The following is a 13,619-nucleotide window of genomic DNA, read 5'->3' as shown; positions in this document are numbered from 1 at the left end:
CTGCGGATCTCGGTCGAGTAAGCCGCATCGCAGTCTGCAAGGCCGCCCCATGCGGGCGGCCGTTGCTGTTTGCAAGGCTTATCCGCGCCGTCCACCCGCTTCTCTGCCCTGTGCTATGCTCGAAAACTCGGGCCAAGGCAGTGGCATCTTCTGTTTGTTTTCTCGCACTGAGTAGACGCCGATGAAAGACACCCTAGCGGTCCTACTTGCCGGAGGCGCAGGCGAACGCCTGTATCCGCTGACGCGCGACCGCGCCAAGCCGGCGGTGACCTTCGGCGGCATCTACCGCATCATCGACGTCACGCTCTCCAACTGCATCAACAGCGACCTGCGGCACGTCTACATCCTCACCCAGTACAAGGCGCTCTCGCTCAACCGGCACATCCGTGAGGGCTGGAACATCGTGGCGCGCGACCTGGGCGAGTTCGTCGAGATCCTGCCGCCGATGAAGCGCGTGAGCGAGAACTGGTACCTGGGGACGGCGGACGCGGTCTACCAGAACATCTACTCCATCGGCGCGGAGCAGCCGCGGCACGTGCTCATCCTCTCGGGCGACCACATCTACAAGATGAACTACGAGCGGATGCTGAAGCAGCACAACGACGCCGGCGCCGACGTCACGCTCGCCACCATCCTGATCGACCCGAGCGAGACCTACCGCTTCGGCGTGGTGGCCATCGACCGCGAGTCGCGCGTGGTGGGCTTCCAGGAGAAGCCGCAGCAGACCGACCTGCGCTCGCCCTACAACCCGCGCATGGTCTCGGGCTCGATGGGCGTCTACCTGTTCAACACCGACGTGCTCATCCCGGTGCTGCTCAAGGACGCCGAGGACCCCAACTCGTCGCACGATTTCGGGCACGACATCCTGCCCAAGATGGTGGACGACTACAAGGTCTACTCCTACAACTTCGTCGACGAGAACAAGAAGGAAGCGCTGTACTGGCGCGACGTGGGGACGCTGGAGGCCTACTACGAGGCCAACATGGACGTGGTGTCGGTCTCGCCCGTGTTCAACCTGTACGACAAGGAGTGGCCCATCCGGACGCACCAGCGGCAGTATCCGCCGGCGAAGTTCGTGTTCAACGAGCCGGAGCGCACCGGCACGGCCATCGATTCCATCGTCTCGAACGGATGCATCGTCTCGGGCGGCGTGGTGCGGCGCTCGGTGCTCTCCCCCGACGTGCGCGTGAACTCCTACAGCGAGGTCGACGACTCCATCATCTTCTCGCACGTGAACATCGGGCGGCACTGCCGCATCAAGAAGGCCATCATCGACCGCGACGTGCACATCCCCGAGGGTTCGGTCATCGGCTTCGAGCCCGAGGCCGACCGCCAGCGCTATTTCGTCACCGATAGCGGCATCACCGTCGTCACGCGGGACTACTCGCTATTCGAGAGCCCGGTCGCCGTTGACTACTTCACCAGCGAATAGCCTGCGCAAGGAAGGTTATAATCCCCCCTCCATGAGACTCGAGGAGGGCACCCGGCTCGGCTCGTTCGAAGTGCTGGAGCGGATCGGCGCCGGCGGCATGGGCGAGGTCTATCGCGCCCGCGATGCCCGCCTGGACCGCGACGTCGCGCTCAAGATCCTTCCCCCCCGCTATTCCGGCGATCCGGACTACCGCTCCCGGCTGGAGCGCGAAGCCAAGATCATCGCCCGCATCAACCATCCGAACATCTGCACCATCCACGACATCGGCGAACAGGGCGACCTGGTCTATCTGGTCTTTGAATGCCTGGAGGGCGCGACGCTGGAGACTCACCTGGCGCGAGGCGCGCTGCCCCTGCCGCAGCTGCTCTCCTACGCGATCGAGGTGGCCGATGCGCTCGATGCGGCGCACGCGAAGGGCATCATCCACCGCGACATCAAGCCTACGAACATCTTCATCACTCGTGCCGGCCGCGCCAAGGTGCTCGACTTCGGTCTCGCCAAGCACGGCGCCAACTCCAGGCTCTCGGACTCGATGGCGACTCAGACGTTTGGTTCGGCGGCCGGCACGACGGCCGGCACGGCGGGTTACATGTCGCCCGAGCAAGTCCTTGGCCGGGAGCTGGACGGGCGCTCGGACATCTTCTCGTTGGGGATCGTGCTCTACCGCGCGGCCACCGGAGCGTCGCCATTCAACGGAAAGACGAACGGCGAGATCAGCGACGCCGTGGTCCACAAGAACCCGATCCCGCCGACGCGCATCAACCCGGCGATGCCGCTCGCGCTCGAGCAGATCATCCTGAAAGCGCTCGAGAAAGACCTCGACCTGCGCTATCAGTCTGCCGCGGAGATGCGCGCCGACTTGCGGCGCGTGAAGCGCGACTCGGAATCCGCCATCGACGTGCCCACGACCGCCCTGGGCCGGCCGCGGCGCCGGCTCGTGTGGGCCGGCGTGGCGGCCGCTGCACTGCTCGCGGCTGCCGGGGTGGGACTGTGGCGCTATCGCGCGCCCGGCCCAGTCCAGCCGCCGGGTCCGGCGGTGCAAAAGCAACTGACCGCGAACCCCGGTGATGCGCCGGTGTTCACCGCGGCCATCTCACCGGACGGAAAGCACCTGGCGTACTCCGATCCGACCGGTTTTTACATCCGCCTGATCGAATCGGGCGAGACCAATCAACTCAAGCTGCCTCCGGGCTTCTGCTTCCGTTGACTCAACCTCGCGTGGTTCCGGGACGGAACCAGGATGGTGGCCAGCGGCGTAGGACCAGGGGAGCACGGCGAGAAGACCGGCATCTGGATCATCAACGTCCTTGCCGCTACGCCGCGGCAGATCCGCGGTGACGCGGAAGGCGCGGTGCCCTCGCCCGACGGCTCGCTCATCGCGTTCCGCAACAGCACGGGCACGAGCAATCTTTCGGTCGTGGACCCCAGCGGTGAGCACGTTCGCGTCCTAGCCACCGCTTCCCTGCGGGAGGGTTTCGGCAAGCTGCAGTGGTCTCCCGACGGCAAGCAGATCGCCGTGCTGGTCCGCTATGTGGGGGAGACGACCGCGAACATCGAGGCGTTCAACGTCGCCGACGGCACGCGCAGCGTGCTCGCGCGCCAGGAGCATCTGCGCACCTTCGTGTGGCTGCCGGATGGCCGGCTGATCATGGCGGCGCAGCCTTCCGAGAGCTCGAGCTCTCTGCTCTACGAGATCGACGCCGCGGGCAAGAAGCGCCAACTGGAGGTCGACGCCGGGGTCGCCATCGCCGATCTTTCCGCGACCGCCGACAGCAAACGCCTCGCCATCGTCCGCAGCAGCGAGCAATCCGACGTGTACGCCGCGTCCTTCCGCGGCTCTGCGCTCACCGAGCCCGTTCGCGTCACGCTGGACGAGCGAGACGACCACGCCACCGGCTGGCTTCCCGACGGGAAGACCGTGCTGTTCGAGTCCACCCGCAACGGCACGCTCGACGTGTTCCGGCAGCCGCTCGATGCGCCGGTCGGCGAGCAGATCGCCGCTGGGCCTGACCAGCAGTCCGGCGCCGAAGTCGCTCCCGACGGCGCCACCGTCCTGTACTGGTCCACTCCCGGCAATGGCGCTTCGGTCCGCCTGCTGGGTATCCCGATGGGTGGCGGGGCAGCCACTCCCGTGCTGGAAGCGCCTCCGGGATCCCAATTCCATTGTCCCGCGCCGGCCCGCGGCAAAGCCTCCCGCTGCGTGCTCCTAAGCGGAGACGGTCTTCGTTTCGAGCTTTTCGACTGGCGCAACGGGCAGCGGGAGCCGCTGCCGCACGTTCCCCCCAGCCCAGCCGGCGCCACGCCCCTCTGGGCGCTGTCGTGTGACGGGGCACGTATCGCCACCGCGGATGCGGCGGGACTGCACGTGGTGGAGCTGAGCGGCGGCCGCGAATCGTCTCTGCCGCTGACGGCTTTCCCGGGAGCCATCGCGGGAGTCGCTTTTTCCTGTGGCTCGCAGGACCTGCTGGTCGCGACCTCGGCGACCCGTCAGAACATCCTGTCCAGCGTGCGAGATTCCCGGCTCCAGAGACTTTGGTCGTCTCCGCGGCCGATCAGCTCGCCCATCGTCTCCCCGGACGGCCGGCGCCTGGTGTTTGACATCCGCGCTACCAGCAGCAATGCCTGGCTGCTGGAAAACTTCTAGCCGCCAGCGAATCGCGGCCCAGCGCGCAGCAGGCGCCTCAGGCGATGTGCCGGTGCTTGACTTCCTTGCGCAGCACGCGCGTCTTCGGCTTCACCACAACCTCGGCGCGCTCGGTGAGCGCCTGCGCGAGTGTGGCCGGCTTACGTACCTCGACCTCGGGCTCGGTGCGGATGACGGTCTGCTCGGTGATCTCGTCGGCGACGGGCGCGGCGGCGGCGAGCGCGACGACCACGGGCTTCTCCACCACGCTGGTGCGGGGCGCGAAGCGCGCGCGGACGATGCGGGTGGTGCGCTTCACGGCCTTCTTGTTGCTCTTCTTCCTGCTCGGTTTCTTGCGTGCGGGCATCGGATGTTCTCCTCCGGGATGAGAGTCCGGGCCGCGGCTGCGCGGTTGCCGCAAAAAGGGGAAGGCCGCGCCGCAGCGCGGCCCGGCCTTCCGAGTCTCTACACGTTGCAGATGTTCTGGTCGTCCGTGGGCACCGGGACGCCGCTCAGGTCGGGCGGAGTGGCCCACGGCGCGCCCGCGAAGTCGAACATGTCGAGCAGGTCATGCGCGGCGGCGTCGCGACTGGTGAGCGCCGGCAGGCCAAAGCGCCTCTCGATGAACTTCAGGATCGAGGTGTGGTCCGCGGTGGTGTGCGAGACGTAGTTCTTGCGTGCAAACGGTGACACGGCGACGAATGGCACGCGGTAGCCGTAGCGATCGAAGCTGCCGGCCGGATCGTCGGGCCCGAGGAAGGGCTCGATGTTGTCGGGCTTGGGCGCGCTCGGCGGCGCGACGTGATCGAAGAAACCGCCGCCCTCGTCGTAGTTGAAGAACGTGACCGACTTGCCCCACGCCGGGCTCTTCATGACGGCGTTGAAGAAGCGGCGCATCATCGCGACCCCCTTCTGGATGTCATTCCGCGGGTGCTCGTCGAGGCCGCTGCCCACCCCGGATTCGAACATCGCGACCTGCGGCAGGTTCCCGCTGGCGGCGTCGGTGAAGAACTCCTCGGCGTCCACGATCTTGGGATTGTTCCGGCCGCCCTTGTTGTAATAGCCCTGGAAGAGCGCGTAATAACTGAACTCGCCGGGATCGGACTTGTTCACCATGTAGATCTTCCAGCTGATCCCCTTCTCTTCCAGCACATCGAAGATGGCAGGCGCCTGGATGGGTTTGTCACCGTTGGCGGAGCTGAGGGGCCGGATATACCCGTGGCTCGAGCCCGAGAGCAGGTACATGCGGTTGGGCTGCGTGGCCGTCAGCACGCTCGAGAAGTAGCGATCGCTCATGGCAAATTCGGAAGCCAGCCGGTAGTAGTACGGCAAGTCGCGCTCGTCGTAATAACCCATGGCGCGCACGCCTTCGAAATCGCAGGCGGGTTCTGTGGTGTTGCGCGAGTAATTCGCTGCGCTGAAGACGAAGCCATCGAGCGTGGCGGTCGGCGACTCCGGGTCCTGCCGATTCCAGCAGCGATGGCTCTCGCGCCAGCCGGGGCTCAGGTTCTCGTGGCGGTCGGTCTCGATGTGGTGCGACGGGATCGTCGTCGACTTGTCGTACGACGGGTTGCTGGCGCCCTCGGGCAGGCCGTCGACCGTGCCCGGAATGCCCTTGGCCTGGCGATACTGCGGCAGCCGCCCGAAGTAGTGGTCGAACGACCGGTTCTCCTGCATGGTGAAGATGATGTGCTCGACGGCGTTGATGTCGCCGCCGCCGGGAGGCGGAGGTGGCGGCGTGCCGCCGCCGCCATTGCCGTTGCCGTCGCCACCGTTGGTGAGCCCGCGACATCCGTTGCCGACGATCGCCGCGCCGGTGGTGCCGGCGATCTTGAGAAAGTCCCTGCGATTGAAACTCATGGCCCTGGGTCCCTTGGTCCTTTGATCCGCGGGAGAGGAGCGCCACACGCCACTGCCGGGCGCTGCGGCTGACGAAGGGGCTGATTCCCTCCCGTGCCACGTTTAGTTGCAAGCACCTGACCAGAGGCTGCTCTGCCTTTTCCGAGCGTCGCCAGTGCCGGCCGCCGGTTTCGCCGCTTCTTCGCGCGGGCGGCGCCGGCCGCGCCGGCGACGCGAGACCGTCGTCCGTAAGTGCTTGATCCTGCGGCTTCTCTGGACGCGCAGCAGATGGTCCTCGCGGCCCTGCACGAAGCCTCGCTTTCCGCTACAATGCCTTTTCTTTCCTTACAGTTAGGGAACTTCGCGCGGACCGCTTGCGTACCAGGGAGTGAGGAAGCGGTTCACATGGGTCCCTGGGGAGCTCTGGTTGGAAGACATCCAGGCCGTCGCCGGATTGGTCCGTCGCGCCGTTGCGGGCGACGCAGCCGCCTGGGAAGAGCTCGTGCGCGGTTACAACCGGCGCATCTACAACCTGTGCTACCGCTTCACCGGCTCGCCCGACGAGGCCGAGGACCTCACGCAGGAGGTCTTCATCAAGATGTACCGGTCGCTCCGGAGCTACGACGTGGAGCGCGGGGCGTTCGTCTCGTGGGTGACCACGCTGACGCGCAACCTGCTGGTCGACCACTTCCGCAAATCGCGCCAGGACCGAATCACCGATTCGCTGGACGCCGCGCCGCAGCAGGACGAGGACGCGCCCACGCCCGCCGAGCAGCTCGCCGACCCCAAGGCCGGGCCGGAAGACCGCGTCCGCAGCCAACAGACGCAAAAGCTGGTGCAGCAGGCGCTGGGCAAGATCTCACCCGAGCTGCGCGAGGCGGTCATCCTGCGGGACTTGCAAGACATGGATTACAGGGAGATTGCGGCCATTTTGAAGGTTCCGGAGGGCACGGTGAAATCGCGCATCAATCGCGGACGGACGGAACTGGCAAGGCTATTGCAACGTACCCATAGGCAGGTGATGTGATGACCGAGACGGGTCACAAACCGATGAATTGCGCCGAGTTTGACGGGCTGCTGGCCGAGGCCATCGACGGGCTGCTGAGCCCGGCGGAGATGGCCCGCATGGCCGGGCACGCGGCCGGCTGCCCGCTGTGCGCGCCCGCGATGGTGCTGGCCCAGGAAGGCCGCAGCCTGCTGCGCGGGCTGCCCGAACTGGAGCCGCCGGCCTACCTGGTGCAGAAGATCCTGAACGTCACCAGCGAGGTGGCGCCGCGGACGGTGGAAGAGAAGGCGGCGCGCGAGTGGTCGTGGAGCCTGCGGCCGATGTTCGCCGCGCTCATGACGCCGCGCTTCGGCATGTCGTTCGCGATGGCCTTCTTCTCGATCATGCTGGTGCTGAACGTGGCGGGCGTGCAGCTCTCCGACGTCAAGAACCTCGACCTGCGGCCGAGCGCGGTGAAGAGCAACGTGGTGAAGGGCTACTACGAGACCACCGGGCGCGTGACGCGCTACTACGAGAACCTGCGGTTCGTGTACCAGGTGCAGTCGACGCTGCGCGACCTGCGCAACGCGACCAACTCGCAGGACGAGCAGCCGCAGCCGCAGCCGGACCAGAAACAGCAGCAGCAGAAGCAGCCGCAAGGACCGGGCTCCGACACCAGCGAGCAGAATCGCGAGAACAACGACAAGCGAGAGAAGAACGAGCGCTATTCGCTCGAGCGTCCCGCGATCCAGCTGGCGGAAGCGCGGCCCCAGATCGTATTCGATGCAGACAGGAGCGAAGCATGAACTGCGCCAACCATCCACAGACTCCCTCCACCGCGTTCTGCCGCACGTGCGGCAAGGCGATCTGCGAGGAGTGCAAGCGCGACGTCCGCGGGGTGATCTACTGCGAGGATTGCATCGTCGCGCGCCTGAGCGACACGCTGCCGGCGGCGGGAGCCGCCGTGGCCGGCGCGCCGGGCGCCGTAGTGGTCCCGAACGCCCCCAACCCCGCGCTCGCGGCGGTGCTCGCCGGCTTTTTCCCGTTCGGCGTGGGCCAGGTCTACAACGGACAGGTGGGGAAGGCCATCCTGCACTGCGGCCTCTTCGCGCTGCTCATCGTCGCGGTCAAGAACGCGGGCGGCGCCGAGCCGCTGTTCGGCCTGATGATCGCGTTCTTCTACTTCTACCAGATCTTCGACGCCTACCGGTCGGCCAAGGCCAAGCAGCTCGGCCTGCCGACGCCGGACCCGCTCGGCATCTATCGCTCGGTCGGCGTGCATGAATCGAGCGCCCCGGCCGCCACTGCCCCCGCCGAGCAGGCTGCACCCCAGGGGAAGGTGCCGGTCGGCGCCGTCATCCTCATCGGCATGGGCCTGCTGTTCTTCCTCAGCAACATGGGGATGTTCCGGATGTACTGGCTGGGCAAGCTGTGGCCGCTGATCCTCATCTTCTTCGGCGTGCGCCTGCTGATGCGCAATCGCCCGGCAGCGAGCTAAGGAGGAAGCATGCAACGCAAAGGTTTCGTCGGTCCGGTCGCGATGATCACCGTGGGCGTGCTCTTCCTGGTGCAGCAATTCACGCGCTACGACTTCGAGGACACCTGGCCTCTCCTGCTGATCGCCATCGGCGCGGCCATGCTCCTGCAACACTCCGGCTTCCTGCAACCGGCCGCCGGTACTGACTCCACTTCGGACAAGGTGAACCATGGCTAGCTCGACTGTCACGCCGCCACCGCCTGCTGCCCTGCCTCCGCAGGCGCCTCCTCCGCCGCCCCGGCGCTCGTTCGCCGGGCCGGTGGTGCTGATCACGCTCGGCATCATCTTCCTGCTCGGCAACATGGGCCTGCTCGGCTGGCACAACATCGGGCTGCTGTTCGCCAAGTACTGGCCGCTGCTGCTGATCCTGTGGGGCGTGATCAAGCTGTTCGAGTACTGGCACGCGCAGCGCGAGGGCTACCGTCCAGCCGGCATCGGCGTGGGCGGCGTGTTCCTCATCATCTTCGTGATCATTCTCGGGTCGGCCGCCACCGGCGTGTGGAAGTATGGCGGCGCGCTCGGCGACCGCGAGTGGGAGATCGACGGCGAACCCATCTGCTTCGGCATCTGCAATAAGTACACCTACACCGGCACCCAGGAGCACGACTTCCCGGCGAACTCCTCGCTTCGGGTCGTCAACGAACGCGGGGACGTGAAGCTCACGGTCTCGAACGACAACAAGCTGCACGTGGTGACGAACACGACCGCGATCGCGTCGTCGCAAGGCGAAGGCGACCAGATGAACCAGGCGCGGACGCCCAAGATCACGGTGGAAGGCTCGGTGGTCATCGTCGACTCGACCGGCACCGGCGGCGTGCAGAACGCCAATCGCGCGCGCGTCAACCTGGAGATCCAGGTGCCGCGCAAGGCGGGCGCTGACATCATGACGCTGCGCGGCGACGTGCGCGTCATCGGCCGCGACGGCGACGTCAAGGCCGAGACCAAGCGCGGCGACATCCAGGTCGAGGACGTCAACGGCAAGGCCGAGATCCACGCCCGGCGCAGCGACGTCACGGCATCGAAAGTGACCGGCGACGTGTCGGTCGAGGGCAGCATCAACGACTGCACCGTGTCTGACGTCGGCGGGCAGGTCGAGCTGCGCGGCGACTACTACGGTTCCATCCAGGTGAGCCGCGCGGCGAAACCGGTGCGCTTCCAATCGTCGCGCACCGACCTGGAGATCGGGCGCCTCGACGGCACGATGACGATGGAATCGGGCGACGTGCGGGTCACCTCGCTGGGCGGCCCGGTCACACTGCGGTCGCGCTCGAAGGAAGTGCACTTCGAGAGCTTCTCGGGCGACCTGACGCTCGATACCACCAACGGCGAGGTCGAAGTCCGCGTGACCAAGATGCCGGTCGGCAACATCGACATCACCAACCGCAACGGTCCCATCCGGCTCTCCCTGCCGGAGAAAGGCGCCTTCACCGCCGACGTGAGCACGCGCAACGGCGAGGTCCAGACCGATTTCTCGGAGATCAAGATCGATACCCAGCGCGACACCACGCACGGCTCCGGCCGCGTCGGCGGAGGCAATGCCAACGTCCGGCTGCGCACCGAGCACGGGGATATCGAGATCCGCAAGATCGCGACGCCGTAGCGATACCAACAACAGGGGCCGCGCCGAGGCGCGGCCCTTGGTGCGTTGTTCCGGTCTAGTGCTCGGCGGGAGTCGAAGCGCCGCGCGGGGCGCTTGCGCCGGCGCCGTCGCCGCGCCATTCGAAGACGTCGTGCCCATCGACCTTCTGGTCGGAGATGGGGCGCCAGCCGGCGTGGTCGCCCGGCAACTCCATCATCACGGTGCGCGAGAGCCAGAGCGCGCCGTGCGCCGCGTACTTCTGCATGTGGCCGGCCACGTCGATGGTCTCGTCGGAGATCTCCTCCATCGCCTTGTCCTCGGGGAAGACGACCTCGCCGGCGTTGATGCCGCAGCGCACGCCGAAAGGCGTCTTGAGCTGGTGGACGCCGTCGTTGAACCAGGACAGGCCTTCCAGGACGCCTTGCGCCGCCCGCACCGCATCTTCCGTCGTGAAGAAGGCGCACATGATGCCGTCGGGCGTCCACGCCACCTTCCAGATGTTGTTCTCCTTCAGGATGCGCTCGACGAACTTCTTGTACTCGGAGAAGGCGTGCTCGATGACCAGCTTGTCCTCGCCGATCTTCATCTTGGTGGAACCCACGACGTCGATGGAGAGGAACGCGAGCTTGCGTTTCTCCTGGAAGAGGAACTTCTTGGCCTCGGCGTACTCGCGCAGCATCGCCAGGCGGTGCGAGGACGCGCGCTCGGTGGTGGTGATGGCCACCGACACCGGCGCCGCCGCCTTGGCGCGCACCACCTTGGTCTTGGCCCAGTGCTCCGCCTTCTCGATCGGCAACATCACCAGCTGCCGGGCGACGAACGCGACCGCCGTCAGGATGAGCAGCATGAAGTTCCAGCCGTTCATCACCATGCGGAAGGTGAACAGGTTTTCCGCCATGCGGAGCATCGGCTCCACGAAGAACTTGGCGTAGTTCATCACCGCGGTGCCTTCCACTACCTGCGGCCGGATGACGCCGCCGGAGATGAGGAAGTAGAAGAGGAAACAGAGCGGCACGGTGAGGGTGGCAATGGAGGCCAACCAGCGGAACGCCTTCAGCGCCTGGTAGGTCGCCTTGGCGCCTCCGCTGGGAGGCGCGCTCGCGACCGCGGGCGCCATCTTCGCGGCGGAGCCGAGCCGCGGCGACGACGCCGGCGTGACCGCCTGCATGTGCGACGAGCTGACCAGCTTCGCCTTCGACTGCACGCCGCTCACCGGCACCTGCTGCGCCTGCGCGGCGGCCGCCGCCGCCATCCCCTGCGCGATGGCCTGCGTGCGGATGTCGGTGGCGATCTGCCCGGCGCTCAGCGACGCCTGGACCTTCTTCAGCCGGTCGCGCAGCTCGTGCGCCGTCGGCCGGAAACTGCGGTCCTTCTTCAGGCACTGGCTGATGAGCTGGTCGAGCTCCGGCGGCAGCTCGGGATTCAGGTTGATGGCGGGCGTGGGCTCCTGGTTCAGGATCTTCGCCAGCATCGCCTGGGCGGAGGGCGCGTCGAACGGCATCACGCCGGTGGCCATCTCGTAAAGCACCACGCCGAAGGAGAAGATGTCGGCGCGCGCGTCGATCTCGGAGCCGAGCGCCTGCTCCGGCGCCATGTGGCTGACGGTGCCCATGATGACGCCGACCTGCGTCTGGAACACGGTCTTGTCGGTCGGCTTGGCCTCGGGCTCTTTGAGCTTGGCGAGGCCGAAATCGAGGATCTTCACCTGGCCGCGCGGCGTGACCATCACGTTCTCGGCCTTCATGTCGCGGTGGATGACGTTGTGCTCGTGCGCCATCGCCAGGCCGTCGGCCACCTGGATGGCGATCTCGCACAGTTGGTTCAGGTGCATCGGACGGCCGTTGATGATGCGCTTGAGCGTCTTGCCGTCGATGTACTCCATCACGATGAAGCGGGTCTCCGCCTCCACGCCGAAGTGATGGATGGTGATGATGGCCGGATGCGCCAGCCGCGAAGCCGCCTTGGCTTCGCGCATGAAGCGCGCGCTCGCCTCGGGGTCGGCGGAACTCAGCAGCGTCTTGATGGCGACGGAGCGGTCGAGCTCGGTGTCGGTGGCGCGATAGACCACGCCCATGCCGCCCTCACCAAGCTTTTCATCGATGCGGTAATGGCCGAAATTCGACCCGATCATCCTTCAAGTACCTCGCTGGAAGACACCCTGGGTATTGTGGCAATGGGGTTGGTGAAGTGTAGCCCGATTTGGCCCGCCGGGAAAGCGGGCAGGCAAGAAAAATGGCCCCGCCGGAGCAGGGCCCCCGCTTGGCGGGAGCTAGCACCAAGGTGCTAGAAGCGGAAGGTGAAGCCCCCCACGATGGAATGCGAGCGGTAGGAGCCGCTGCTCTGCCCCGGACCGGCCGCGGTGGCCGTGTCGAACCACTCGTAGGCCAGGAAGGGGCGGAAGCGGCCGAAGTTCCCGCTCAGCTCGGCGCCGAAGCTGCCGGTGGTGCCCCACTCCGGGGGCGGCGGCGACAGGGCGGCGAAGCCCTGGACGCGCTGCGGGCCGAAGGTGCCATGCACGTCCATGCGGAAGCGGCTCTGCTCGAAGACGATGCGGCCGGTGCCGGCGACGCGCTGGTACTCGTGGGGCGCGAAGAATCCGCCCGAATCGGCGCCCACCGGCGCCGGGGACTGGAGCCGCAACGCGCTCTCGTCGAAGCTGAACCACTCGTAGCGCACGCCGCCCTCGATGCGGACGTGCTCGCCGCGGTACCAGGTCGGCGTCATGTACACGGCGACGCCGTCGGCGTCGACGGTGAAGTCGTTCTGCAGGAGCGCGGGATCGAGCTGCGGGGAATCGATGTTGTAGCGCGAGTGCCAGAACTCGGCGCCGGTCAACAGGCGGTCGCGCCAGTTGTAGCTGGCCGCGACCCCGAAGCGGGTGCGCAGGACGCTGTCATGGATGCTGAGCGGCGTCCAGTCGGCGATGTGGCGGCCGAGGTCGAGGTCGAGGCGCCACGGCCCGCGCGCGATCGAGGGCCGCACGTCGAAGACCAGGTGGTGCGTGCGCTCGCCCGAGTAGGCGCACGTGGACATGGGGACGGTCTGGAGGTCGCAGCCGAAACCCGAGCCCAGGCTGCCCTCGCCCAACCCGACCAGCATGCGCAGCCAAGAGTTGACGCGGAAGTCGAGCTTGGCCTCGGTCTCGACCGCGAGCGCGTCCGAGCCGTGCTTGCCCAGAAGCGGATTCGAGGTGGTCGCGCGCGTGACGGTGTTGGAGACGGTCATGCGCAGGTCAGGCTTCACGTTGAAGGAGAGCGCGGTGGAGTAGCGCAGCGCGCGCGTGACGGTGGTGGGCGCGAGGCTGGCGCCGCCGGGCTCCTCCTGGTCGTTCTCCCATCCGAACGTGAAGCGCAGAACGGGCCGCATGCCTTCCTTGATGTTGGTGCGCAGCAGCTTGACGTCGGAGTTGTCGCCGGCAGTCGAGAGCAGCGAGAGCGCGGCGGAATCCTTGCCGCGGCCGTGCTCCACGGCGGCGAGCGTGAAGGCGGTGGTGGTCTTGCTCTCCGGGCTGAGCGCCTGCACCTGCATCAGCGGACGCAGCACCGCGGCGGCCTGGTCGAGGCGTCCCCACCAGTAGAGCGTCTGGCCCTTGCCCAGGCGCGCCTCGATGTCGGCGGGATCGAG

At 66.9% G+C, this 13,619-nt stretch carries 12 protein-coding genes; 8 read left to right on the top strand and 4 right to left on the bottom strand.

The features are described 5' to 3' along the window. Positions 1-181: 181 nt before the first annotated feature. The 3 genes from glgC to VLA96_04790 are packed head-to-tail and all read left to right on the top strand — an operon-like array spanning position 182 to position 4,076. A complete protein-coding gene (glgC, locus tag VLA96_04800) occupies positions 182-1,432 on the top strand; it encodes a glucose-1-phosphate adenylyltransferase (protein HSE48506.1) in 1,251 nt (416 codons plus the stop codon). Between the two features lie 31 nt (positions 1,433-1,463). Further along, positions 1,464-2,639, top strand: coding sequence for a serine/threonine-protein kinase (locus tag VLA96_04795; GenBank protein ID HSE48505.1), 1,176 nt, complete (start codon positions 1,464-1,466; stop codon positions 2,637-2,639). A gap of 33 nt (positions 2,640-2,672) precedes the next feature. Beyond that, entirely contained in the window at positions 2,673-4,076 is a 1,404-nt protein-coding gene (locus tag VLA96_04790) for a hypothetical protein (GenBank protein ID HSE48504.1), read from the top strand. Between the two features lie 37 nt (positions 4,077-4,113). On the opposite strand, the gene VLA96_04785 is transcribed toward VLA96_04790, so the two are convergent. Together VLA96_04785 and VLA96_04780 are read right to left on the bottom strand one after the other, a co-directional pair. Then, the gene (locus VLA96_04785; protein HSE48503.1) at positions 4,114-4,422 is read right to left on the bottom strand and encodes a hypothetical protein; all 309 of its coding nucleotides are present in this window, start codon (positions 4,420-4,422) and stop codon (positions 4,114-4,116) included. Between the two features lie 98 nt (positions 4,423-4,520). Beyond that, positions 4,521-5,915: an alkaline phosphatase family protein gene (locus tag VLA96_04780; GenBank protein ID HSE48502.1), complete on the bottom strand. Its 1,395-nt coding sequence runs from the start codon at positions 5,913-5,915 to the stop codon at positions 4,521-4,523. Positions 5,916-6,321: 406 nt separating this feature from the next. Here VLA96_04780 and VLA96_04775 point away from each other — a divergent pair, with 406 nt between their 5' ends. From VLA96_04775 to VLA96_04755, 5 genes are read left to right on the top strand one after another with little or no spacing between them, the layout of a single operon-like run. Then, on the top strand, positions 6,322-6,921 hold the full coding sequence (locus VLA96_04775) for a sigma-70 family RNA polymerase sigma factor (GenBank protein ID HSE48501.1): 600 nt from the start codon (positions 6,322-6,324) through the stop codon (positions 6,919-6,921). Next, positions 6,921-7,685: an anti-sigma factor gene (locus VLA96_04770; protein ID HSE48500.1), complete on the top strand. Its 765-nt coding sequence runs from the start codon at positions 6,921-6,923 to the stop codon at positions 7,683-7,685. The genes VLA96_04775 and VLA96_04770 overlap by 1 nt, the downstream gene beginning before the upstream one ends. Next, the gene (locus tag VLA96_04765) at positions 7,682-8,377 is read left to right on the top strand and encodes a B-box zinc finger protein (GenBank protein HSE48499.1); all 696 of its coding nucleotides are present in this window, start codon (positions 7,682-7,684) and stop codon (positions 8,375-8,377) included. The genes VLA96_04770 and VLA96_04765 overlap by 4 nt, the downstream gene beginning before the upstream one ends. Positions 8,378-8,386: 9 nt before the next feature. Beyond that, positions 8,387-8,593 (top strand): DUF5668 domain-containing protein, encoded by a 207-nt coding sequence (locus tag VLA96_04760; protein HSE48498.1) that lies wholly within the window; start codon positions 8,387-8,389, stop codon positions 8,591-8,593. Continuing rightward, entirely contained in the window at positions 8,586-10,016 is a 1,431-nt protein-coding gene (locus tag VLA96_04755) for a DUF4097 family beta strand repeat-containing protein (GenBank protein ID HSE48497.1), read from the top strand. Before VLA96_04760 ends, VLA96_04755 begins: the two co-directional genes overlap by 8 nt. Before the next feature lie 55 nt (positions 10,017-10,071). On the opposite strand, the gene VLA96_04750 is transcribed toward VLA96_04755, so the two are convergent. Further along, positions 10,072-12,126: a protein kinase gene (locus VLA96_04750; protein HSE48496.1), complete on the bottom strand. Its 2,055-nt coding sequence runs from the start codon at positions 12,124-12,126 to the stop codon at positions 10,072-10,074. 152 nt (positions 12,127-12,278) lie between these two features. Further along, a partial coding sequence (locus VLA96_04745; GenBank protein ID HSE48495.1) for a hypothetical protein occupies positions 12,279-13,619 on the bottom strand: 1,341 nt, incomplete at its 5' end.

The sequence above is a fragment of the Terriglobales bacterium genome (assembly GCA_035457425.1).
In the GTDB taxonomy this organism is placed as follows: Bacteria; Acidobacteriota; Terriglobia; order Terriglobales; family Acidobacteriaceae; genus JACPNR01.
The sequence above is the reverse complement of the archived record's forward strand: the minus strand, read 5'-3'. Positions and strand labels throughout refer to the sequence as shown.